Annotated in this window: 24 protein-coding genes; 20 read left to right on the top strand and 4 right to left on the bottom strand. The window is 38.2% G+C overall.

All coding sequences use genetic code 11. From position 1 onward, the window contains the following. Positions 1 to 40: 40 nt before the first annotated feature. A complete protein-coding gene (locus P4V41_RS03970) occupies positions 41 to 2413 on the bottom strand; it encodes a PBP1A family penicillin-binding protein (RefSeq protein WP_328083518.1) in 2373 nt (790 codons plus the stop codon). A 110-nt stretch (positions 2414 to 2523) separates the two neighbouring features. On the opposite strand from P4V41_RS03970, the gene P4V41_RS03965 reads away from it, so the two are divergent. The 12 genes from P4V41_RS03965 to P4V41_RS03910 all read left to right on the top strand — a co-directional run bounded on the left by P4V41_RS03965 (position 2524) and on the right by P4V41_RS03910 (position 14570). Next, positions 2524 to 2823, top strand: a complete 300-nt coding sequence (locus P4V41_RS03965; protein ID WP_328083517.1) for a hypothetical protein — start codon at positions 2524 to 2526, stop codon at positions 2821 to 2823. 181 nt (positions 2824 to 3004) lie between these two features. Next, the gene (locus tag P4V41_RS03960) at positions 3005 to 3922 is read left to right on the top strand and encodes a GNAT family N-acetyltransferase (RefSeq protein ID WP_328083516.1); all 918 of its coding nucleotides are present in this window, start codon (positions 3005 to 3007) and stop codon (positions 3920 to 3922) included. Positions 3923 to 3970: 48 nt separating this feature from the next. Then, entirely contained in the window at positions 3971 to 4582 is a 612-nt protein-coding gene (locus P4V41_RS03955) for a TetR/AcrR family transcriptional regulator (RefSeq protein ID WP_328083515.1), read from the top strand. 407 nt (positions 4583 to 4989) lie between these two features. Further along, the gene (sigX, locus tag P4V41_RS03950; RefSeq protein ID WP_328083514.1) at positions 4990 to 5535 is read left to right on the top strand and encodes an RNA polymerase sigma factor SigX; all 546 of its coding nucleotides are present in this window, start codon (positions 4990 to 4992) and stop codon (positions 5533 to 5535) included. Next, positions 5522 to 6685, top strand: coding sequence for a hypothetical protein (locus tag P4V41_RS03945; RefSeq protein WP_328083513.1), 1164 nt, complete (start codon positions 5522 to 5524; stop codon positions 6683 to 6685). Before sigX ends, P4V41_RS03945 begins: the two co-directional genes overlap by 14 nt. A gap of 304 nt (positions 6686 to 6989) precedes the next feature. Next, complete coding sequence (locus P4V41_RS03940; protein ID WP_328083512.1) at positions 6990 to 7448, top strand: C40 family peptidase; 459 nt, start codon at positions 6990 to 6992, stop codon at positions 7446 to 7448. Between the two features lie 191 nt (positions 7449 to 7639). Next, complete coding sequence (locus P4V41_RS03935; protein ID WP_328083511.1) at positions 7640 to 10669, top strand: efflux RND transporter permease subunit; 3030 nt, start codon at positions 7640 to 7642, stop codon at positions 10667 to 10669. A gap of 133 nt (positions 10670 to 10802) precedes the next feature. Continuing rightward, complete coding sequence (gene uvsE, locus P4V41_RS03930) at positions 10803 to 11768, top strand: UV DNA damage repair endonuclease UvsE (protein WP_328083510.1); 966 nt, start codon at positions 10803 to 10805, stop codon at positions 11766 to 11768. 169 nt (positions 11769 to 11937) lie between these two features. Further along, positions 11938 to 12663, top strand: a complete 726-nt coding sequence (locus tag P4V41_RS03925) for an SDR family oxidoreductase (RefSeq protein ID WP_328083509.1) — start codon at positions 11938 to 11940, stop codon at positions 12661 to 12663. Continuing rightward, positions 12663 to 13688 (top strand): S-adenosylmethionine:tRNA ribosyltransferase-isomerase, encoded by a 1026-nt coding sequence (locus P4V41_RS03920; protein ID WP_328083508.1) that lies wholly within the window; start codon positions 12663 to 12665, stop codon positions 13686 to 13688. Before P4V41_RS03925 ends, P4V41_RS03920 begins: the two co-directional genes overlap by 1 nt. A 14-nt stretch (positions 13689 to 13702) precedes the next feature. Beyond that, the gene (locus P4V41_RS03915) at positions 13703 to 14077 is read left to right on the top strand and encodes a VOC family protein (protein WP_328083507.1); all 375 of its coding nucleotides are present in this window, start codon (positions 13703 to 13705) and stop codon (positions 14075 to 14077) included. A gap of 37 nt (positions 14078 to 14114) precedes the next feature. Then, positions 14115 to 14570, top strand: coding sequence for a VOC family protein (locus P4V41_RS03910; protein WP_197134328.1), 456 nt, complete (start codon positions 14115 to 14117; stop codon positions 14568 to 14570). A 58-nt stretch (positions 14571 to 14628) separates the two neighbouring features. Here the strand turns inward: P4V41_RS03910 and P4V41_RS03905 are convergent, their stop codons facing one another. Together P4V41_RS03905 and P4V41_RS03900 are read right to left on the bottom strand one after the other, a co-directional pair. Beyond that, positions 14629 to 15375: a metallophosphoesterase family protein gene (locus P4V41_RS03905; RefSeq protein WP_328083506.1), complete on the bottom strand. Its 747-nt coding sequence runs from the start codon at positions 15373 to 15375 to the stop codon at positions 14629 to 14631. 783 nt (positions 15376 to 16158) lie between these two features. Beyond that, positions 16159 to 17994: an LTA synthase family protein gene (locus tag P4V41_RS03900; RefSeq protein WP_328083505.1), complete on the bottom strand. Its 1836-nt coding sequence runs from the start codon at positions 17992 to 17994 to the stop codon at positions 16159 to 16161. A gap of 110 nt (positions 17995 to 18104) precedes the next feature. Between P4V41_RS03900 and P4V41_RS03895 the strand changes: the two genes are divergently transcribed. Genes P4V41_RS03895 through P4V41_RS03880 form a run of 4 tightly spaced genes read left to right on the top strand, consistent with a single transcriptional unit; the run spans position 18105 to position 20007 of the window. Next, positions 18105 to 18506: a VOC family protein gene (locus P4V41_RS03895; protein WP_328083504.1), complete on the top strand. Its 402-nt coding sequence runs from the start codon at positions 18105 to 18107 to the stop codon at positions 18504 to 18506. A gap of 8 nt (positions 18507 to 18514) precedes the next feature. Further along, positions 18515 to 19072: a signal peptidase I gene (gene lepB / locus P4V41_RS03890; RefSeq protein WP_197134340.1), complete on the top strand. Its 558-nt coding sequence runs from the start codon at positions 18515 to 18517 to the stop codon at positions 19070 to 19072. A 54-nt stretch (positions 19073 to 19126) separates the two neighbouring features. Beyond that, entirely contained in the window at positions 19127 to 19624 is a 498-nt protein-coding gene (locus P4V41_RS03885) for a DNA-3-methyladenine glycosylase I (RefSeq protein ID WP_328083503.1), read from the top strand. A gap of 44 nt (positions 19625 to 19668) precedes the next feature. Beyond that, on the top strand, positions 19669 to 20007 hold the full coding sequence (locus P4V41_RS03880; protein WP_419181282.1) for a L,D-transpeptidase: 339 nt from the start codon (positions 19669 to 19671) through the stop codon (positions 20005 to 20007). Between the two features lie 158 nt (positions 20008 to 20165). Here P4V41_RS03880 and P4V41_RS03875 read toward each other — a convergent pair whose 3' ends face one another. After that, positions 20166 to 21437: a helix-turn-helix transcriptional regulator gene (locus P4V41_RS03875; protein WP_328083501.1), complete on the bottom strand. Its 1272-nt coding sequence runs from the start codon at positions 21435 to 21437 to the stop codon at positions 20166 to 20168. 224 nt (positions 21438 to 21661) lie between these two features. Here P4V41_RS03875 and P4V41_RS03870 point away from each other — a divergent pair, with 224 nt between their 5' ends. The 4 genes from P4V41_RS03870 to P4V41_RS03855 all read left to right on the top strand — a co-directional run bounded on the left by P4V41_RS03870 (position 21662) and on the right by P4V41_RS03855 (position 24387). Beyond that, on the top strand, positions 21662 to 22564 hold the full coding sequence (locus tag P4V41_RS03870; protein WP_328083500.1) for a hypothetical protein: 903 nt from the start codon (positions 21662 to 21664) through the stop codon (positions 22562 to 22564). 96 nt (positions 22565 to 22660) lie between these two features. Next, complete coding sequence (locus tag P4V41_RS03865; RefSeq protein WP_419181281.1) at positions 22661 to 23065, top strand: NUDIX hydrolase; 405 nt, start codon at positions 22661 to 22663, stop codon at positions 23063 to 23065. Between the two features lie 52 nt (positions 23066 to 23117). Further along, positions 23118 to 23420, top strand: a complete 303-nt coding sequence (locus tag P4V41_RS03860; protein WP_328083498.1) for a hypothetical protein — start codon at positions 23118 to 23120, stop codon at positions 23418 to 23420. 31 nt (positions 23421 to 23451) lie between these two features. Beyond that, the gene (locus P4V41_RS03855) at positions 23452 to 24387 is read left to right on the top strand and encodes a magnesium transporter CorA family protein (RefSeq protein WP_328083497.1); all 936 of its coding nucleotides are present in this window, start codon (positions 23452 to 23454) and stop codon (positions 24385 to 24387) included. Positions 24388 to 24540: the final 153 nt, after the last annotated feature.

The following is a 24540-nucleotide window of genomic DNA, read 5'->3' as shown; positions in this document are numbered from 1 at the left end:
CTTTTAGGGGTCACTTCAATTCAGCGGGTTACTTTTTTTATTACTCAGTTGTTGTCCCATCGCCAGCTCCTGTTCCCGTACCTTCACCATCATCCGCTGGTGGTGGATCAGTTGGTGGCGGATCAGTTGTCGGAGGCGGCTCCGTTGGAGGTGGATCTGGCACTGTCGGTGGATCTTCAGGTTCAGGTTCTGTTCCAGGATCATCCGGGTTGTCATCCTGTGGTGGTGGCGGATCAGCCTCATCCTCTGGCTTTGTAGGAGGAGGCTCTGTTTGTTTCTCCTCTTCTTTCTTTTTCTCGTCTTCCTTAACCTTGTCTGAATCTTTCTTTTCGTTCTTATCTTCATCATTCTTATTACTCTTCGCTCGGTCTTTCTTATCTGCTTTTTTGGTTTTAACCGGCGCAGTCATATCTTTTAGTGATGTACCTTTTACGATGAGTTCTTTTGTGACGTTAGATCCATAACTACTTTTTGTTACATAGCCAGTATCTTTATTAATGTAGACTTCCTCAACTGATTTAGGCTTAGAAAATCCAGCGGTCTTTTTGTCCTTTGACACTTCTGAGACGATAGACTTGAAAATATATTTGGCGATCTTTTGGTCTTCAGGTGTTAGGTAGCTCTCAGCTGTTGTTTTGTCATAGCCCGTCCATACAGCGGCTGTGTAATTTGTTGTATAACCTGCGAACCAAGAGTCACTAGAGCCCTTTTTAATATGATCAAGCCCGTCCGGCATGTTAGTAGTTCCGGTTTTTCCTGCAACCTCTAAACCGGGGATAGCGGCTAGCGTCCCTGTTCCTCGTTTGACAACATCTTTAAGCATATCTGTAATCATATAAGCCGTGTAATCATGCATGACCGCAACAGGCTTAGATTCGTACTTTGTTTCATAACCATCCGGATATTTCACACTACGAAGAGTGGTCGGTTTATGATAGACACCTTGGTTTCCAAATGCCGTATAAGCGCCTGCTAGTTCTAAAGGTGAGGGACCTTTACCAAATCCGCCAATGGCATAGGCTGGATGAGCAGTTTTAATCGGAATACCTAGCTGTTTGGCAAAGCTTACCGCATCCTCTGAACCAACTTCCATAAAGGTTTTGATCGCTGGAATGTTGTATGAATGAACGAGTGCTTCTCTCATGGAAACATCTCCATGAAATTCATCATCCCAGTTTCCCGCTTCCCAACCGTCAATCTCTAGCTCCTCATCTTTAATCTGTTTATACGTAGACCACTTAAACTTTTCTATCGCTGGACCATAATCCAAGATTGGTTTAATGGTCGAGCCAGGCTGACGTGTAATATCGGTCGCATAGTTAAAGCCTTTTTCAATATTTTGGTCACCGCTCGTTCGATTACCACCTATAGCACGGATAACACCGGTCTTTGTATCGAGTAAAGCGACACCAGCCTTAAACTTGTCATTTGGATATTTTACATATTCTTCTGTAGATAACACTTTTTCGGTATGAGCTTGAGCTTTTGGATCAAGAGTTGTATAAATCTTTAATCCGCCCTCATAGATCGCTCGTTCAGAAACTCCTTTTTCTTTCAATTCTTTAATCACTTGTTGAATAAAAGCATCATATTTTAATCGTTTTGCTTTTTCTTTGGAGAGGGAGTCTGTTACAGATGTGTTGACGGCTTCTTCTTTTTGATCTTTTGTGATTGCACCATTTTTATACATGAGCTGCAGTACGGTGTTTCGTCTTTCTTCCGCCACTTTAGGGTGAAGAAAAGGATCATAGCTGCTCGGCCTTTGTGGGAGGCCAGCTAAGAGTGCTGCTTCGGCAGGTGATAGATCTTTCAGTGGCTTATTAAAATATGTCTTTGAAGCTGTCGCTACACCATAAGCACCACTTCCAAAATAGATCTTGTTGAGGTACATCTCTAAGATTTGATCCTTTGAGTACTTTTGTTCTAACTGAATAGCAAGGTACGCTTCTTGCACTTTTCGTTCCAGGGTTTTGTCAGATGATAGAACAGAGTTTTTAATAACTTGCTGTGTGATCGTGCTTGCCCCTTCAGCACCGAATCCGTCTTGTACATTTGCAACAGCTGCTCCGGCTATTCGCTTTATATCGATTCCCATGTGATCTTTAAAACGAACATCTTCAGTAGAAATAAAGGCTTGTTGTACGAGTTCAGGAATGTTATCGATCTTTACATATTCTCTTCGTTCAGAGCCTGTTACATACGTGATGAACTCGTCGTTCATATCATAGATCATTGATGATTGAGGATCTTTTAAGTCGTCCGCTGTAAGCTTTGGAGTGCCGTTCACGTATGCGTAGATCAATGCGCCTCCAAATGTCACGCTGGACAAGAAAAGAATTAACGTAATAATAGCTGTTCGCCGAATCCAGAGCGATCGTTTTCTTTTCTGACGAAGTACAGACCTTTTCGCCACAGCACTCTTCCTTTCTCTAAGTTACTACTCCTGATTTACCCAATACTTGTAAATATAAAACAGTTTATTAAGAGAATGGATGGGGGATGAGTAATATAGGGAGTGATTCTATGAAAACACAGACAAAAGAAAGAGCACAGATTATTTACTCCATGTTGGAAGATATTCATCAAAACAAAAGCTTAAGTGAAGAACAGCTCAATAAACTAACGGAAGTCGCTCAATTGTTAAAAGAAGATGTTGAGATCGGAGAGAAAACATCTGGTGTGTTAGATGATATGAGTGAATTTGGCGAGAAGGCTCTTCAGTTATCAACAGAACAACAACTAAACGATTATTTGAAGCAAGAAAATCAACAAGTAGAAGAATTTTTCGATCATTTTAAGATGCTATTCGAAGAAAAATCATAAAAAATAAAACAAGCTGATATCTTAAATGAACTTTGATATCAGCTTTTTTATTCATTTTACTAAGCTTGAAGAAAATCTACCGTTCTTGTCGAACGATTAAGTTGGCGATCGCTTCCTTTATTTTATAAAATTTAATAAAACGACCAGTCGTTTTTAAAAAGAAAATAGAGGAGTGATTGTGGTGTTAGTCATTAAACAATTTAGTGAGTTAAGCTTTAATGAAGCGGTTTCGTTATGGAACGAATCGTGGAAACATTATTTCTCTGATATGACCATGGACCTTAATCGATTCATACTAAAAATTGCAGGTGAAGGAATTTCTTTAGAAAAGTCGGTCGTGGCTGTTTACGATGGCAAGTTAGCAGGGTTTGTGCTGAACAGCTTTCGAACGATTAACGGCAAACGGTACGTATGGAATGGAGGAACCGCAATCGCTCCACCTTTTAGAGGAATGGGTGTCGGTAAGAAGCTTATTTCAAGCTGCCTAAACATATATGAAGAAGAGAAGGTTGAGATCGCAAGGCTAGAAGCCATCAAAGAAAACGATGCTGCTATAAAACTATATGAAAGTATGGGTTATGTGACGTTCGAAGAGCTGACATATCTTCAGCATGAAGGAGTCATTACGACTTGGAACGATGAAAGTTCAGAAATAAAGGTTAAAGAAGTACCGATGCACCATTTACAACGCCTGTCTTATTTTAAGACTACTACGGCATGGCAAACGCAATTTCAAAGTTTAAAAGATTTTATTTGTGTGATAGGGGAAAAAGACGATATCGCACTCGGATATGCCGTTTATAAAAAGGTCTATAAAGAAGCGGGAGAGCTATCGGCAATTCTACTCTATCAATGTGTAACCGACGAAAAGAATGACTTACAAGAAGACACAGTTAGAGAATTAGTAAAAACGGTATTCCTTCCCGCTGAGGGATCAGTAAAAAGGATGACGATTAATATTCCAAAAAAAGAGGATCACTTAAACCAACTTCTGTTGAAAACTGGATTTTCGACGTATGTGGAACAAGTACACATGGAACGGGAAATCATTCAAACAAACGAGTCTCGAACCGTGAAAACTTTTTCCGAAATAGACTGAAAACTCTGTTATACTTATGAAAGACGTGTCATAAATGGAGGAAGCATCATGCCTAAAGTTTCAGCTGAGTACAAAGAAGAGAAACGCAACCACATTCTTGAGAGCGCCTTAAAATGCTTCAGTGAAAAAGGATATCAAGCTACGATTATTGACGATATAGTAAAAGATTCAAATATTAGTAAAGGTGCCATCTATAATTATTTTGCGAGTAAAGAGGAGATCTATCTACAGCTGTTAAAAAAGAGAACAGATGAATTTTTTGAAGCTATGGAACAAGAGAACGCCTCTCTTAAAAGTGCTAGCAGAAAGCTTGAAAATCTATTCAAGCGTTGGAAAAAGCAAGAGTTAAAAGAAGATGATCAGCAGACAATGCGTGTATATATTGAATTCTGGCTCTATGGATCAAGACAAGATGATTTAAGGTCTATTCTTGCCGCGCGATACAATCGATTTATCGATTATATTGTGAAGATTATTAAAGAGGGTCAGGAATCGGGAGAAATTAAAAGAGAGCTAGATCCGCAAAACATTTCACGTATTTTTTGGGCTCTTCGTGATGGTAACGTGCTTCATTATTCTTTCCTAGGAGAAGAAGAGCAGTATCGAATCGCCTGGGATACAATTGAAGAAATGTTTTTAAGCTATGTGAAAATGAAATAAAGAGAAGGCACCATCTTTTTTGGTGTCTTTTTTTGTTTGAAGGGTGAGGGTATATGTATTTCCAAAAACGTCGAGATAAGTCGACTCACGGATGTGTAAGCCAAACTCGCGGAAATAGCTTCAAAACTTCAGGGATTATCATAAATATTTCACGAAAAAATAATAAAAATACCCGGCTACGTATTGATGCTCTTCCGCTTTATTAACTAAAACAACACCCATCCGGCTCTATACATATTTCTGGCTAGTTTTGTCAAAGGAGTTCCTCTTTTGTTGGGAATTATCGACCAAATGGTCCTATCGAGATGATATAAAAAAGAGTAGACTTAGAAGTAACATGTTTGTAATGTAACTTTTTATTAGAAAAGTCGACTATATAAATACATAGAGATAGGGGGCCATCCGAAGTGAAAGAAACGTTCGACCGATTGTACGATGAGTACCATCCGGCATTATTTCAGTTTATCTTCTATATGGTACGAAATCGGGAATCGGCAGAAGATCTTGTACAAGAAGTTTATATCCGGGTATTAAACGCTTACGAAACTTTCGAAGGTAAAAGTTCAGAGAAAACATGGTTGTATTCCATTGCCAGGCACGTGGCCATTGACTGGCTTAGAAAACAATCAAGACGCAACAAACGGTTCCTATTCTTTGATATAAAAGAAAGTGAGAGTTTATTGCGTGATCAGGACCCCCTTCCAGAAGAGTTAGTTGCAAAAAAAGAGTCTTACCGAGATTTATATACAATGATGAAACGTTGTTCACTCGATCAGCAGCAAGTGCTTGTACTTCGGTACATTCAGTCATTATCGATCTCAGAAACCGCGCAAATACTAAGTTGGACCGAAAGTAAAGTGAAGACCACCCAGCACCGGGCTATAAAAGAATTGCGCAAATGGCTGGATCAGCAACCGGGCCTGGAGGAGGAATTGAAAGATGGAACCAATTAAGTGGAACGAAGAAAAAATTGAACAGCATCTTAAGCATTTGCCCCCGATAAGAGATCGCAGATCAAAGCAGGAGCTCTTCTTAAAGGTTCAGGCAAATATTAAATATAAGGACAATAAGGGGAAGCGGCTTCCTTCATGGAGTCTACCGGCTTTAGCTACAGCTTGTGCACTCGTTATTTTTGGTGTATTTGCCCCAGATCTTATCAAGAACGGCGTACAGATGGAAAACTCCAAAGTTGCTGAAAAATCAGATAAGATGGAAGGGAAATCACTAGATGACTCAGCGGATAAGGATCAAAACTCAGTTGGAATCATGAAAACTGAACCTTCTGTTGCTTATCACGCACCATATTTGAATAAAAATATAAAAGCAATGAACAAAGACTGGGTGACAGTAGGCTATTTGGATGATCAAGCACAGCTTGTCATACCTGTAAGTTTTTTAACTGATCGAGACTATTACGTCAATAAAGTAAATAAAGAACTTAAAGCATTCAATCCGAGCGATGTTGGGCTAACGAATAGTCCGTTAAAAAAGGCTAAAATAACTGAAGAAGAAGAGACGGTCATCGTTGATTTCCCTGAGGATACGATTAACGAAGCAGAAGAACCATTGTTACAAGCACTTATTTCTATGACATTTGCTAACGAAGGACAGAAGGCGAAAGTGGAATTTCGGATGAACGGTGAAAATGGCTATGAATTTCCACGATTCGGTACAGTTTCAGAGTGGAATCTTCAGGTTCCAGGAGCTCCACATTTCCGTTATGATGCACCATCATCAGATTCGTTTATCGTAAGTCTGTTTTCAACAGGGGTAGACGCTGACTCGATGCCAAAGGAGTTTACAGATGCTCTTGAGATGATGGATGATGAGCAAAAGCGCGGGCTAAAGCCATTGTTACCAAAAGATACAGCATTAGGTGTGAAAATTATTAACAAGGATGATGTAGAGATTACATTTCCTGACTCTATAAAATTATCAGCAGATGATACGGAAGACCTAATGATGATTGATGCTATTCTATTAACAGCTGAGAGTTACGGTTTTGAGTCTGTGAAGTTTAATAATACGAAACTTGATTCGATCGGTCCTTATCAGCTTGATGAAGAGATTGAAGGAGTGACCGGTGCAAACTTCTATCAATGATATAAGGCCGTTATCGTATACATTGTCGCTTTACGAAAGTAGTTGATTTCCGCTCCAGGTGCTTCGCTTTCCGCGGGGCAGGCGGTGAGCCACATTCGTACGTTACTCGTATAAGTCTCACCTGCGTCATAGACATAAAAAGAAAGATTGAAAAGCAGCATTTTTTAACAAAGAGCCTAATATAAATATGTATGTCGAAAAAGGCTGCAATTTGCAGTCTTTTTCTTATGGAAAGAAAGTAACTTTAGCAGAGTGATCGTCGACTAATAGAGTGAAAGAGTTCATTATAGAGAGGATGTTAATCATGAAACGTTTACTCGTCGCAGTGGTTTCATTAGGACTCGCAGCTCTGTTGATCTTAAGCGGTGTATCTGCAGCAAAAGCATCTCCATCATACGATCAAGAAGTAACAGAAACAGCTAAACTCTTCAAAGGAACTCCATTTAAATGGGGCGGGACAACACCAAAAGGATTTGATGCATCCGGGTTTACCAAATATATATTCCAATCAACAGTAGTAAACAAAAGTTTGCCAAGAACGTCTGCTGACCAGTATAAAGGCGGCACCCCCGTTGTAAAAGGAAAAGAAAAATTAGGTGATCTCGTATTCTTTAAGACAAACGGCAATAGTGTTTCCTTTGTAGGCATTTATTTGGGAAATAAAGAGTTTATTGCTGCTACTTCCAAAGGTGTACGTATACAATCACTTAACGCTAACTATTGGAGTAATTCGTATGTTGGCGCGAAAAGATATTTACCTTAGAACAAATGAAACAAGAATTGTCCTCCGTAGCGAGGGCATTTTTTTGTAGGAAAACTTCTATTTTTGTTGTTTTGGTAAATTTTTATAAATATTACTTGTTTTCCCTTAATTAGCGTACTACAATAGCCAAGTATTGTAATTATGTGTAAGCCTTTGTTGTGCAAAAGACCTTGAGGGGTGGAGGAAGAGAAATGTTGAAGCTAACTTGGTTTTCTTTGAAAAATCGTTCTGCAATCGTCATCATGTGTTTGCTGATTTCCGCATTAGGGGTGTATGCGGGACAGCGTTTACCGATGGAGTTTTTACCGAGTATTGATAATCCGATGGTTACCGTGACAACGTTAGCCGATGGCATGGATTCTGAAACAATGACTGACACCATTACTGAACCAATGGAGCAAGATCTACGAAACATTAAAGGGGTAGACTCTGTTACTTCTGTTTCGGGACAGGGAATTTCAAAGATTGATCTGACTTTTGATATGGACTCAGATATGAAAGAAGCAGCTGCTGAAGTCGAGCGCAAAACAAACAACTTCCCGCTTCCTGAAGGGATAAACAAGCCATACGTTATTCAATTGAATACATCTATGATTCCTATCATGGACCTGACTTTAAATAAAAACGGAGCGTTTACTACTGAAGATTATAAAAAGATTGAGGAAGAAGTCATCCCGCAGCTTGAGAGTGTGGAAGGGATCTCTGATGTAGCGCTATACGGAAAAGCTACTAGAGAAATAACAATGCAACTTAACGATAAAAAGCTACTTGAGAAAAAAGTTGCTGCACCTCAGATTATGGCTGCGCTTCAAGGAAAAGACATATCACTTCCGGCGGGTGATGTTACGCTTGAGGATAAGACGAACACACTTCGAGTCGTAGGTGAGATGAAAGACTTGAACGAATGGAAAAACATCATGGTTGCTCCAAATGTTTTATTAAAAGATGTGGCAGACCTAAAGGATGAACAACGATTAGAATCTTTTACCCATGTAGATGGAAAAGATGCCATGTATATGTCTGTTACGAAAGAAGCGAGTGCCAACGCTGTACAAATTGGCGATGATGTTCGAGAAAAAATGAAAGAGATCAATAAACAGTATGGTGACATGTTCCAACTAAACGTGTTCTATGCAACTTCAGATTCTGTGTACGATTCTGTAATGAGCATGGCAAAAGAAGTAGCTCTAGGAGCATTGTTTGCATCCGTTGTTATCCTGCTTTTCCTTCGCCATTTCAAATCAACGATAATCGCGGTAATTAGTATTCCATTATCAATATGCTTAACGCTCTTTTTACTGCATCAATCAGGCATTACCTTGAACGTGCTTACACTCGGGGGTCTGGCGGTTGCCGTAGGAAGATTGGTAGATGATAGTATCGTAGTCATTGAAAATATTTTCCGTCGCCTACAAACGGGCGAACGTTCAAAAGAACTAATCGTAGATTCTGTTCGGGAAGTTGCCAAGGCGATAACCTCTTCAACGATTACAACAATTGCTGTTTTTTTACCAGTTGGTCTAGTTGAAGGTGCGCTAGGAGTATTCTTCTTACCGTTTGCTTTAACGATGGTGTATTCCTTATTAGCATCGTTACTTGTGGCTTTAACAGTTGTTCCGTTGATGAGTTACAAAATGCTAAAAAACGTTAAAGAACATACACCAAAACCACCAAGACGCTACCTAAACATCTTAAGCTGGTCCTTGAATCATAAATGGATCGTAAGCGGAATCTGTGTGCTCTTATTTGCAGGTTCTATTGCCTTGTATGTAGTCATGCCTGCAGGATCAATGGCATCTGCGGATGAGAGTATGGTAAACGTAAGTATTGAATATCCTGAAGACACATCGTTAGAAACAGTAAAAGCAGGCACGTATAAACTAGAAGAATATATTAATAATGACGATGATGTGGCGGCAAGCTACTCACAGGTTGGGGTCTCTAGTGAGATGGCACAATGGGGAGCAGCTCAAGGAAACAATGTTGCGACACTTGTTGCCAAGATGAAAAAAGGAACAGATACAGAGAAGTTTGTAGAAGAAATTAAAGAGCTAGAAAAAGAATATGCACCAGCTACCATCTCGGCCGGTATGGCAAGTATGATGGGTGGAAGCTCAGATGCGATCACTTTAAATATTACTTCGGAAAAACAAGCAGATCTCGCACCAATGGCAGAAAAACTTACAACAAAACTGCAGGATGTAAAGGGACTTGAAAACGTCCAATCCAACAATGAAGATTTGAAGAATGAGTGGATTTTACAGGTTGATCAGAGCAAGGCACAGGCCGCTGGACTAACGCCAGCTGAGGTTGCACAGCAAGTAAGAGGGTTGACGGGTAAGAGTCCAGTTGGACAGATTACAATAGACAATATCAAGCTGCCAGTGATGATGAGCTATGATTTAAGCAGTATAAAAGAACGCGACGATTTATTAGAGACGGCGATCTTGTCACCGGAAAAAGGAGCTGTTGCTTTAAAAGATGTAGCCGAATTAGAATTAAAGCCAGCCAAGTCACAGATTTTCCGCAAAGATGGAAAAGAATATCTACAAGTAAAAGGAATAATCACAGATAAGAACGTAAAAAAAGTAAATGCTAATGTGGCTGCTATTATTAAAGATATTGAAAAACCTGCTGGTGTGTCTGTTGCACTTGGTGGTGTAGGAGAAGAAATGAATGAGCAGTTTATGGACCTATTCTTAACAATGGGGGCTGCTATTCTAATTGTTTATTTAATCATGGTAATCACATTCGGTCAGGCACGCGCGCCGTTTGCTATCCTATTTTCGCTCCCATTCGCTGCAGTAGGGGCTGTATTAGCTTTAGTAATCACACGAATTCCAGTAGACATCTCCTCATTGATAGGTGCCCTCATGCTAATTGGAATCGTAGTAACCAATGCGATTGTGTTTATTGATCGAGTCCAACAGCAGCGTGAAAAGGGATTAGATGTTAGAGAATCCATACTTGAAGCAGGCGCTACTCGTCTTCGTCCTATACTAATGACAGCCGTTGCAACAATCTGTGCGATGCTTCCATTAATGTTCGGTGGTGAAAGCGGAAGCCTTGTTTCGAAGAGTTTAGCGATTGTTGTAATAGGCGGGCTCTCGGTCTCGACTTTACTTACATTAGTTGTTGTGCCAGTTATATATGAAATGCTCGCTAATATAGGAAACTTGTTCAAGCGTAAGAAGAAAAAACAGGCTGAGCAAGCCGCTTAACGATAAACTGCCCAAGTGCTGTTAATAAGCACTTGGGCAGTTTTTTGTTTGCATGAGTTTTAACCATTTTTGAAGCGATTAAAAGTGTAAACATCTGGGTCATACTGTTAACGATAAAAATGAGGTGGTACAGATGACCATTATTAAACTCGGATTTGTAGCGATGAGCATGGAACTGAAAAATGCTTCTCCATCCAAAACGATGACTTATAAACAATTTAGCCAGCTGCAGAATAGAGAAGCAGGATTGAGAAAGCTTGAGCGCATATCGCATGCCAATATAACCAATACGCTAAGGGTACTAAAGCATGCGGTGGCTAACGATGTAAGGTTTTATCGAATGACATCCAGAATCATTCCGCTAGCCAACCACAGTGAGCTCTTAGATTGGGATTATATCAGTCCTATAAGTGATGCGCTTCATGAAATGGGGCAATATGCTATACAGCATAATATGAGGATGGACTTTCATCCTGACCATTTTGTTCTGATTAATTCACCGAAAAAAGAGATTCTAAAAAACTCTCTTAAGACGCTACAGCTGCACTACAAATTATTAAAAAAAATGGGAATCGATACAGAGCATAGATGTGTGATGCATGTAGGTGGAAATTATAAAGAAACCGATGTTGCTCTTGAACGATTCGTGCAGAATTGGGGAAGCGTACCATTATCGATCCAAAAGATGATTATGCTTGAGAACGACGATACTTCTTTTACAATGGCGGATGCTCTTTATCTATGTGAAAAGCTACAGATTCCTCTCGTATTCGATTACCACCATCACCTCGCATATCATCATGACGAGAACTGGATTCAGCATTGGCCACGAGTAGTAGATTCTTGGAAAACATCGCCGTTGCCATTGAAGATGCATATCTCAAGTCCTAAGAGTGAGAAGCAATTTAGGAATCATGCTGACTTTGTAGATGTTAATATGTTTTTTGATTTTCTAAACGCAGTAAAAGGTAGTGTGGAGAAAATAGATTGTATGATCGAATCCAAGAAAAAAGATTTAGCCCTTTTTCAGCTTATGAGGGAAATAAAAGAAAGAAAAGATGTTGAAATCATTGATGGAGCCTCTTTTCGCCTAAAGTAAAATCTTTGCTATGGCAGAGATTTTTTTATTTTCTGGGAAATTTGTCGAAAAATTTGTATACTTATTCGTTGACGAATGAAAAGATGTATAACTATAATAAAAATACTTAGTAAACATATATGTATAAAAAGTATAAAAATAAAATTTGAATTCTTAGGAGGTACAAATAATGAAAAAAGTAATCATGATAACAGGAGCATCAAAAGGTTTAGGTAAAGCGCTTTCTCTATATTTTGCAGGGGAAGGTTACGACTTGGCGATATGTGCAAGAAACGGAGACGCGCTACAAAGTGTAAAAAAAGTAGCGATCCAGCTTGGAGCAGACGTTCTCGCTATAGAAGCAGACATGTCAAAATCAAAAGATGTAGAGCGATTCGTAGCGCTGACAGAAGAGCATTTTGGAGCAATAGATGTATTAATTAACAACGCATCTATCATCGGCCCTAGCCCTATTCCTTATTTGCTTGATTATCCAGAACAAGATTTTGAAGACGTCCTTCGCGTAAATACGATCGGACCCTTCTTAGTAACAAGAAGAGTGTTGCCGATCATGCTTCAAAAACAACAAGGAAGCATCATTAATATCACATCAGAGGCGGGTGCAACTGGGTATGCGGGCTGGGGAGCATATGGCATATCAAAATTTGCACTTGAAGGACTAACAGAAACGTGGGCAGACGAAGTAAGTGAATCTGGTGTGCGTGTGAACATGGTTGATCCTGGCGAGATGGATACAGAAATGCATGAACAAGCTGTACCAGATTGTGATTATGAGCTTGCCAAACCTGAGGATCTGACGGCAGTATTTGGATACTTGGCATCAGATGCATCCTCACTCATTACCGGAAAGCGATTTGAGGCACAGAAGTTCCAGCTTGAAGGGAGTGAGTTCTAATGGAAGCAGCGATGAAGTTCGAGGTTCCAGATGAACTAAATGCAAAAGAACCACCAGAACGCAGAGGGTTACGTCGGGATTATGTAAAAATGATGGTGCTCGACAAAAACACAGGGAACACCAATCATACACAATTCTACCAACTGGACCGTTATTTGAAGAAAGGTGATCTGCTCGTACTTAACGCGAGCAGGACTGTTCCAGCGGTATTAAAAAGTTGGAAAGAAGTTGATGGTACAGAGGTAGAGATTCGGCTTGCTCATAGAAAAACTGAATCAATTTGGGAGGCGCTTCCTGTTAGCGGTAACGTAAAAAAAGGCGATATCATTCGTTTTTCGCCGACATTAACGGCTGACATTATTGAACAGTCAGAAGATACACCTTTTGTCTCACTAGCTTTTAATCTGTGCTGCTCTTCACTTTTTAACCAGATCTATAATCTAGGAGAACCCGTCAGGTATGAATACATTCAGAATCCTTGGAATCTAGATTACTATCAAACGGTTTTTGCAACCATTCCGGGATCCGTAGAGATGCCTTCTGCGGGAAGAGCGTTCAGTTGGGAGCTTCTGTTTCGCCTTCAGAAAAAAGGTGTTAAGGTCGCTTACATTACGCTTCATACGGGACTTAGTTATTTGCTTGATGACAAGTGGCATAAAGGACCGGATAAGAACTTTGAAAATTATCAGGTACCACAAGAAACGGCAAACTTCATTTCAGAAACGAAAAATAAAGGAGGCCGTGTGATTGCAGTGGGTACTACGGTTGTAAGGACGTTGGAGACAGTCGCTCAGCAATATGGAGGGATTCAGGCAGCTGGTGGCTGGACGAATCTATATATTACGGAAAATACGAAACTTCAAGTATGTGATGGGTTAATTACAGGGATGCATGAACCGGAGGCGAGTCATCTTCAGCTGCTTTCTGCATTCGTAGATCGAGCTAAATTGTATAACGCTTATAACGATGCGATTCAAAAGCGCTACCTCTGGCACGAGTTTGGCGATATGAATCTAATTCTGTAAGTGAGGAGATCATCATGCTGCATCATATCGGTCTCTACGTAAGTGATATGAAAAGGTCTAGTGAATTCTATGAAAAGATTCTTCCTATTGAAAAGAAAGAAAGTTTCATGTGGAACGATACAGAGCTAGTTTTTTTAATAGGGAAAGGATTTCAGCTTGAATTGATGTCTAATTCTGGAGATTATGCTGCATGCAGTCATATCGCATTTAGTGTGACCTCGGTAACGGAAAAAATAAAAGAACTATCTCAGGAGGAAATCCTTTTAACAGAAGGACCATATGACCTCCCAAACGGTTGGAAAACAGTATTTTACGAAGGTCCAGACGGAGAAGAGATTGAATTTATACAAACTAACAACCCTCTAGTACTTCATCCCAAAGAAAATTAGAAAATAATATATAGAATAAGTTAATAGGAGTAATCAAATGATTAAAGGACTTTACGAAGCACATTTACCGGTAAGTAATCTTAAAACGTCAATAGACTTTTATAAGAAACTAGATTTAGAAATCGCGTATCAACAAGAAAATTTAGTTTTTTTCTGGATTGAGAAAGGAAGAAGTTGGTTAGGGTTATGGGAAACAGACAAGGTTAAAACACCCTATCACCCATCGTTAAGACATATCGCTTTTCAGATTGATAGAGATGATATGTTAAATATAAAGAGGTGGTTAGAAGAAAGGGCTATAGAAGTCTCTACTAATTTTGGATTTTCACCTGAAAAACAACCTTTAGTATTACCTAATAACCCACAAGCTCACGCAGCCATTTATTTTAAAGATCCAGATGGAAATAGCATCGAATTAATGGCTCCTTTAAGATTGGATGTCAAAGAAGAATTTAATATGATGACATTAGATGAATGGAATCTAACCAAATAAATGATTGCTACTACCAAGAAGCACAGTAATAAATGAGTCGCAAAAAAAGAGCTACCTCCTAACCATGAAAAGCTCTAATTAAAAACGGACCATCTGGAACTTCAAGTTCTCTGTAAGTCTTAAACAGATTTGTTTGGTCGTAGGCTACAGATTTAAATTCAATCTTAAGTTCCTTTTCATCTGCGATATAGATGATGGCATAGCGCGCTTCGGCAACCTTATTACATCCTAGTGCACCAGGATTCACTAAATGAGTTTGATTTACCTTAAAGTCGTGAAGGATATGATGATGACCAAATCCTATAAAATCATAGGTAAATAAGCCTTTAAAGAGCTCTTTCATAGCTAAAGAATCAGGTTTACTTATAATCGGCATAAAGGGGTCTTTAGATATTGGAGATTCCTTTTTTCCTTGTTTATAAGGATAGTGTGTGATGAGAAAACGAAAACCTTCTTCCTCAAATATTAGCTCTCGGGGAAGAGTGCTTAAAATATGAGCATAAGTATCCGTTAGCTGATCGGCAATCCATTGATGATGTTGCTTCGCATGCCAGTGACTCTTAGGGTGAGGCAGACCATATTTTAACGCCAAAATCGATTCATCATGATTTCCCGTAACCATCTTAATAGATGGCAAGTTACATAACCGTTCTAGCACCTCGTTTGTAAACGGACCGATTCCAATCATGTCACCGCCACTAATAAAACGACAGATTCCCATACGTGTAGCGTCATCAATAACAGCTTGAAGAGCATCTAAATTACCGTGAATATCTGTAAAATAAGCAAAAAGAGGTTTCAACATATTTCCACCTTCAACAAATTATCTTTTATAATGAAATAAGCTTATTCTTGCAAAAAGATCAGGAGGTTAAGGTATTGAGAAAGAAGTTAGGTTTTATTTTTGAATTACTCTTATTTCTTATTGCCCTATTAAGTATGTTGTACTTTATCTACATAGATGAGTGGAAGAGTATTTATTTCTTAACATTCCTAATCGTAGCTGTTGGTTCTGCTTTGAGGTTATTTAAAAATATTTAAGACGTAGATAGATAGGATTTGTATGAAAGAAAAAATATTGCCCTCACCAATTTTTTATACTAGTTTAAGCTGCTTCTTGCAAAAAGCACTTTATTAATTGTTTGTTGCTTTTAACTCCTTGTCACCTTTGCTATTGATTGGAGTGGAAGGTGCGAGACTCCTACGGGACAGGCGGACAGCTGAGACACTTAAGAGTGAAACGTACGAATGTGGCTTAGCGTCTGCCCCGTGGAAAGCGAGCAGCCTGGAACGGAAATCAACACTTCCAAAAGCAACAAAGTTTTCGAAAACAACCTTATAAAAAGACTTAGGAGGTTAAGAAAATGAGAGTGAAGTTTGCCTTTATTTTAGATTGTATTATTATTCTAGCTGCTTTGTTAAGTGTTTTTTACTTAATCTTCATAGGTGAGTGGAATAGCATATTTTTTATTTCCTGTTTAATCCTAGGCCTAAGCTCCATAATCAGAATATCAAAACAAGTAAAAGAAGGTTTTGAATGAATCATTATAGACACAAAAAAATATAGCCCCTCACAAGGGGGCTATATTTATTTTAAAAATCGCAGCAAGTCTCCATAAATAATGCGATCTGACTGATCAAGTTCCTCTTTTGCCTGCTCAATGTATGACTTACATTTTTCCTCTTCTACAGGTGCACCAAATGGTTTTACATAACATGTCTCATTGGTATAAATATAATCATCTGTTATGAACGAGCCGTTACGAAGTACCGTTAAATCATCATGATCTTTTGAAAAAAGGTCTGTCCCAAAATGAACGTCATCCTTCGACTCAATTCCAAGCAAGTGTAACAGTGTAGGTTTTAGGTCAATCTGTCCCCCAACTGTATCAAGCTGCTTGCCTTTTTTTCCTGGAACGTGAATAAACAAGGGTACTTGCTGCAACTCCACTTGATTGTAGGCAGTAAGCGTTGCTTTGTTCAACACATCTGACATCGCTTCTTGATGCCGTTCTGATATTCCATAATGGTCCCCATATACGACAACGACAGAATTCTCATATAATCCAGAACTCTTCAGCTCTTCAAAAAACTGACGCAGTGCTTCGTCCGCGTAGCGAACGGTTGTAAAATAGCGGCTAACCGTTCCATCATCTACAGGGTAGGGGTCGATCCATTGCTCTTTTTCGTTGATTAAATAAGGGTGATGGTTAGTGAGTGTAATAAATCGGGCGTAAAAAGGTTGAGGCAGCTTCTTTAAATACGGCATGGATTGTTTAAAGAAAGGTATATCTTTAAGTCCATAATTTATCGAGTTATCGTTTGTAACATTATAATATTCTTCACTATAAAATTTGTCATAGCCCATCGTTTTATAGATAACGTCTCGGTTCCAAAAGCTTTTATTATTGCCGTGAAAAACAGCTGAATAATAGCCACTTGATTTTAAAATCTCAGGCATCGCGTTGTATTCATTCAATGAATGTGTTTGGAAAACAGCACCTCTTGGCAGGGGATATAGGGAATTATCGATTAAAAACTCAGAATCAGATGTCTTTCCCTGCCCTGTTTGATGATAGAAGTTATTAAAGTAATAGCTAGATTGAGCTAGTTCATTTAAGAATGGTGTGACTTCTTCACCGTTTATTTTGTAATCCAGTACAAAATTTTGAGTGGATTCTAGAGATACCATGATCAAGTTTTTTCCTCTTGCAATTCCATAGAGCTCGGGGTTGTTAGAAGTCTCTTTTTTTACATCCTTCAGAATTTCCTCTGCATCCATATTGCTCGCTAGTGCTTTTTGCATAGAAGACTTTGATTGAAGCATGATGTCGTACAGATGGTAATTGAACGTACCTAAGCTTTTCACAAGGATTTCTCTGTCGAACGTACGAGTTAAAAGCTGAGGTCGGTTAAGCTCTGCAAGAATTAAATGGACAGATAAAATGGCAACACCGCAAACAAACAATTTTCTTCGGTCTACAGCTTTAAGTGTATAATCCGATTTCCATCTAGTCTGTTTTAATAGATAAGCCAATAGAAAAAGGTCAACAAAAAAGAATATGTCTGTTACATAAACAAGTTCATAGACACTGTTTCCGATATCTCCAACATTCTTTGTTTGAAACAATACCGGGATCGTAAGGAAATCTGTAAAGAATCGATAATAGACAACGTTCGCATACATTATAAAACTATAAATGATGGACAGCCATAGAATAATTGATCTTCTTTTAGCAGGGGGAGCAAGGTTGGCTAAACAAAAATAGAGTACAAGAAAACTGAGCGGATTTAAAAATAATAAAATTTCTTGCAGGAAATGATCGATAGGCAGCGTAAATGAAACTTTATAAACAATATAGGTTTTCAACCAAAGCAAAGAAATAGCCAGGAAGATTGCTGCGTGTTTTGTTTTAGAATTCATAGGTATAACCCTCCTGTAGCGAAACGGAAATCTTTACCATTGTAGGCTATTTCTCAAAAGATTAAAAGTGGTAGAGTACCTTTTTTTAAGTAGAAGGAGAAATAGAGATTATGACACCACAACAAGGCTTGCATCATATCGAAATAAACGTGAGGAATCTGGGGAAAACGAAAGAGTTTTATGAATGGCTGCTGCCAGAGTTAGGTTTTTTTCTATATCAGGAATGGGAAAAAGGCTTTAGCTACAAAATGGAATCATCTTATCTTGTTTTTGTGCAAACAGAAGAATTGTATAACGACATACCCTTTCACCGAAAGCGTTCAGGACTTAATCACCTGGCCTTTTGGGCTAAATCACGTGCGCAAATAGAGCACCTTCGTGTACAATTGAAGAAGAAAAATATTTCCTTTTTGTATGAGGACAAGTTTCCTTTTGCAGGTGGAGAACATCATTACGCTTTATTCTTTGAAGATCCAGATCGATTAAAAATTGAAATCGTTGCGCCGAGGTGAATGAAGATATGATAGAACAAGAAAAAGAAACAAAGCAAAAAAGTGAGTGGGTTAGCTGGTTAAAGGCGATTGGATTTGCGTTAGTCTTTGTTTTTATCACAAAAGCCTATTTCTTTGCTCCATATATGGTAGAAGGTGCATCTATGTCACCTACTCTTCACGATCAAGAAAAGCTTTATGTTAATAAGATTGTTTATGCGTTTTCTGAGCCACAAAAAGGCGATATCGTTATCATTAAAGGCGACGATAAGCGGTATGTAAAACGAGTGATAGGATTAGAAGGTGACGTTATTCAGATGAAGAGTGATAGCCTTTATGTAAACAATAAAAAAGTGAAAGAATCTTATCTCCAAGAAAACAAATCTGAAGCGAAAAGTTTAGGTGTATACCTAACGGAAGATTTCGGTCCATTGAAAGTCCCAAAAGGAAAAGTTTTCGTAATGGGCGACAACCGTCTAAATAGTATGGATTCACGAAACGGACTAGGTTTAATAGAAACAAAAGCAATTGAAGGTCGTTCAGAAGTCGTCATCTATCCATTTTCAGAGATGCGTGCAACTCAATAACTAAAGTGCAGCCATGCTGCGCTTTTTATTTTTTTGGTAAAAGGAGTATGTGAGATGAATCGATGCAAGTGGAGTGAAGAAAGTGAGATGCTGCAGCAGTATCATGATAACGAATGGGGTCAGTATGTAGCTGGAGACAATAGGTTATTCGAGTGCTTAACACTTGAGCTTTTTCAATCTGGATTAAGCTGGAAGACCATTCTTCACAAAAGAGAAAACTTCAGACATGCATTTGCTCAGTTTGAGGTAGGTAAGGTCATGCAGTTTGGTGAGGAAGAGGTTGAAGTCTTATTAAATAATGCTGGGATTGTCAGACATAGAAAAAAGATTGAAGCGACGATTGAAAATGCGAAGAGAGTTCATACGCTTATAAAAGAGTTTGGAAGCTTTGAAGAGTTTCTAAAACAACTGCCTCAAGAAACAGAGGAAAAACAAAAAGTGCTGAAACAGACCTTTAAGCATGTTGGTTTAACAACGGCAGAGAGCTTTCTAGAAGCTACTGGACGTATACAAGCCTCTCATAGTGAGCAATGCTTCATGGTAGCCAAATAGAGTCATTTCATATTTGTCCTGCATAAGCTAAAGCGGGAGGTATGATGATGCCTTATGAGATCTATATTTCAACAACACGAAAAAGACTAGCCCTCGTAAAAGATGGGAAAGTAATCAAACGCTACCCGATCGGAGTAGGGAAAATGCTAACACCTACACCGACCGGAACCTATACGATAATTAACAAAGCACCTAACCCAGGCGGACCATTCGGAGTCATGTGGATGGGGCTCTCACGTCCACACTACGGGATACACGGCACAGATACACCATCATCCATCGGCAAAAACGTATCCAAAGGATGTGTACGGATGCATAATAATCATGTTTTGGAATTATCCCAGCTTGTACCGATCGGGACGAAGGTGGTTATTAGGGCATGAAAAAAGAGCTCAAACTTGAGCTCTTTAATTATTTTGCGAAAGAAATACTCTTTACACTTGGAAGTTGATCATTAGCTTCAACTAATGAAGAGTTAGTAAAAGCAATAGCACCTATAAGAACAAGCCCTAAGATTAATTTTTTCAAACCGTTCACCTCCTTATAATATATGTTTTCTAGCATTATTAGAAATTCTATAATAATGGCTCGCCTTTTTGTATTGTCCCTGATCAAAATAAAGATCTGCTAATAACTCTGCATTAGCTGCTAAGTATTCAGTTGTATTTAATTTGTCAAAATACGGTATCGCTTCTTTTGATAAAAATTCTTCTAGTTCTTTAGATGTATTTTGGTTTGCATATTGAATTTGAAATTCTAAAATCTTCAAGTGGTAAAAGTATTCATTGTTTACAAAGTCATCATTTTTGATAATTTCGTATCCTTTATTTATCCATTCTAAAGACTTAGTGAAATCTCCAATATTAAAATATTCTTTTGCAGCTAAATATATCGTAGTAATTAACTGTATATTTATATCATTTAATTCTTGCTTTAATTTATAACTTTTTAAAATATATTCTATTGCTTTCTTTGATTCTTTTTTACATGAGGATACATAACCTAAGTTGTGAAAAATAATTGCGGTAGTAGATTTATCATTAAATGCCTTTGAATATTTTAATGCATGATTTAAATGATATTCTGCCTGTTCATAATTACGCACACGCCTATTATTAATAGCTAGCAGAATATGACAATCAGCACTCCTGCTATAATTATATTCTTTATCAAAAATAGAAATAGCTTTGTAAGCATAATAATTTACTAGAGTAATTCGGTATAATTGACCATAATAAAGAGCTATTTGGTAATAAAGTACTGCTTCTTCGCTTTCTTTAATATTTACTTTCCTAAACAAGGCTTCACATTTTTTTATACTATCAAGTGCTTCATTATATTTATTTAAGAAAAAGTTATACATTGCCGTAACTTGAAAAAAGTAAAATTCTAATTCAGCAGAAAATTGTTCTTGTATTTGGTTTAAAGAGTTCAATTTACCTTGTGCCTCTTTAAGTTGATCTGTTACTAAGTAGTATCGTGTTAGAAACAAGTCAAATCGAATAAGAATTTCTGGATTAGAAACGTTCTTCATTTTCTCATGAAGAGCAGGATAGTATTCTGTAGCTTCTTCAAACCTACGATTAACCATCATCATATTCCACTCGTTCAACATCTCAAGTATTTCGTTGTTATCGACTTCCTCCGGCGAAATACCTAGACGGTCACAAAGCAGATTAATGACTTCTTCGCTTGATTTGGCGTCCCCTTTCTCAATTTTACTCAAGTATGAGACAGAGCAAATTCCCTGTGCCAGCTCTTCCTGGGTTAGGCCTTTGGTTTTTCTATAGTATCTTATTCGTTGACCGACCATAAAATCCCCCTTTCAGAACTTGGGAAAATTGTCATGCAAGACCCCTAATAAACAAGTATCTATCCTACCATTTTTCCCAATACAGAATAAATGGAATGTCTGATAAGATAAATATAACAGAAAATACAAAGTTTTTGCTAGAAATTGATAATTTTGAAAAGAACGTTTTACATAAATCCTATGTCAGCACGGAGCCGGCGTCAAATTTGAAGGGAGAGAGCACTATGGCTAAAATGTATCAATTATCATCACGAACTGCAGAGAAGAATCAATCGCTGTATGTCTCACGTGATCCTGAAGTAGCCGGAAGTATAGTAAGAAATGAGGAAGGCGCTTTTGCCTACTCCGAAGTATTCATGGACAAACAGAAGAATTACTGGTTCTCCAAAAAGATAGATGATCAATCAAGGGACCACAAGCTCTTCATTTTTGACCATAAAAACGGCTGCTTGAAATCTCAAGTTATTAAGGGACAACCCAACTTTTATGAATTCGAATCAAGTGTTGTAGTCGCTTGTGAGGGTGATGGTTCAAAAGGCTCAGTCTTAATTTTTTCAAAGGATGGCCCAGAGTTAGTAAAAGAATGGAAAGTGAATGGTTTCCTTTGGGAAGTAGAGATGAACCAAGATGTCCTCTACATTTCTTCTTATATTGTTGAAGAAGATCAAGCAGTTCTCTACATCATTCGTAACGGGAAGAAAAAGCGTATAAATCTTGGAAGCAACATGGCACCTACTGATATTTTATGTCATGAAGATCTTGTATACGTTTCGGGTGCGCCCGTTCTAAACGGAGACCCAAAGAAGATTATGGTTTTGAATAACAAAGATAAAGTGGTTACAGAATATAAGCTATCCATCTCTCCCCGAGCACTTTACCAAGTAGATGATCAGCTGTTAGTCTATGAACTAGATCTTGCAACGGGAAAGAGCGAGCGAATCGTATATATTGATATGAAGACAGGTGAACAAAAAGAGCATGAAATTCCTCATTCTAAGATCGTAGAATGTACGGATGATTCTCTGTCACTATTAGAACAAAACAGTAAAACGCTATACACGTGGGATCATTGCAAATGTTGCATCGTGAACACTCAAAAAGTAGCCGAACAAACGAAAGTCATATAGCTGTATTTAAAGTCATATAATTGTAGAAAAGTCCTGGCATTCAAGCGCAGGACTTTTTTTTCATGTCCAGAAAATAGCTGTAAAGGGGGAATGGTTATGCAGTGGGAAGGCGCAAGTTGTATTTGTGTCAACGATGAGAAGTTATTGATGGTTTTACAAGGAACAGCTGATGAGGAGAAAAAGTGGAGTATTCCTTCTGGGGGTAGAGAAGGCGGCGAGAGTCTTGAGGATTGTGGTATTCGTGAAGTGTGGGAAGAAACGGGTTATGTCGTAAAAGTTGTTAAAAAACTACATATTAAAGTAGGGATTTCTCAAAACATACATTTTAGCGTTCACTATTTTTTAACAGAACTAGTGAGTGGTTTTTCGGTCATCCAAGATCCTGATGGTTTAATACACGATATAAGGTGGGTATCCTTGAAAGAGTTAGAAACACTTCCTTTATCCTTTCCGGAAGACCGTAAGCTTTTAGAAAGTTATCTGGCACCAACTGAAAAGTAATCTAGTGTTTGTTTACATTTTTATAAGGGAACTCTAATGGAGGAGGATGGCAGTGAAACCGGTATTCGCTGAAAAGGAAGACCTTAATCGTTTGTTGGAATGGTGTAGTGACTCTCCAGAATATCAGAAGAAACTTTCTCAATATTTAGAGGGTAGTGATGAGACAAGCGTTGTAATAATAGAAGATGAGCATGAAGTATTTGCAATTGCACTATTAAAAGTACAAGAAACCGAAAAGAAAGGTTATATCTGGTTTTATTCAAAGAATAAAGAACTTCAGAATCAACCTGATATTATGCAATTCTTATTAAAATGGTTAAGAAAACAAGGTGCAAAAGAATATGTCTTAATCTGAAACGATCATTATATAAAGGATGGATAATTCTATGGAAGAAACAAGTGTTTATAGTTGGAAGTGGCATCGTCATGAGTGTCACGAAGAAACGATTCATGGCTTGATCGCAGATACGAAAGGCTGCAAGAATTGGCTGAGTAATATTAAAGAAGATAAAGTCAACTATCTAAGGATTGAAAGAGATAGTGACGGTGATCAAATTGTCCGAGGCTCCCTCACGTATAAACAAGATCCAGAGAACCAATCCGACTTTAAAGTGTTTCACTTTTATATACGACCAAAATCTTTAATTACAGTCGGTTTAGACCTGACGAGTATTCAAGGGGATTACCGTGATGCTTGTGACCATATCATTCTGGAAGAAAAGACGCCTGTAGAAGGTTTTTTAATACTTCTTGGTGAATTGATTAATCATTTCTTGGACGGTATTGATGCTTTAGAAGTAAAGTTGAAAGAACTCCAACGTGATGTGCAAAGAAATAATCATACCAACCTATTGAATAGCATCTATGACAGGCGAATTGAGCTGATCAACTGGAGTGATTTAACACTCCCTGTTCATGAAACGCAGATGGCTATTAAGGAAGCTTTTCTCGATGAAATTACGGAAACACGAGCCTATAAACGAATTGAAACAAGAATTGATCGAACGACTGCGCTTCTTTCTCATTACAGACAAGACATTGATACATTGCTGAACCTGGAAGAAGTTCTTTCTTCTCACCGTGGGAATGAAATTATGAAGACGTTAACTGTGTTTACCGTCATTTTTACTCCTGCCATGGGCCTTGGAGCGATCTGGGGTATGAACTTTAAGAACATGCCAGAGCTTGATTGGAAGTTAGGCTATCTGTATGCCATGATTTTAATTATTGCCTCAACGCTAGGAGTATATCTATGGCTAAGAATGAAAGGTTGGACAGGAGATCTATTAAGAGGAAAGAAAAGTAGAAAACATTTTGACTAAAAGAATTGAAAATATGAACGATATATAAAAGGAAACAGGCGGATTTTGTCGAACGGTATCAATTGATAAAACGCTTGTTTTTTTATGGCGAATATTACTAGATTTCATTTGTATTTCAACCATAAAAGAAACGCAACTAACAACGAAGAGATA

The organism is Fictibacillus nanhaiensis (assembly GCF_036213205.1).
GTDB lineage: Bacteria > Bacillota > Bacilli > Bacillales > Fictibacillaceae > Fictibacillus > Fictibacillus nanhaiensis_E.
The sequence above is the reverse complement of the archived record's forward strand: the minus strand, read 5'-3'. Positions and strand labels throughout refer to the sequence as shown.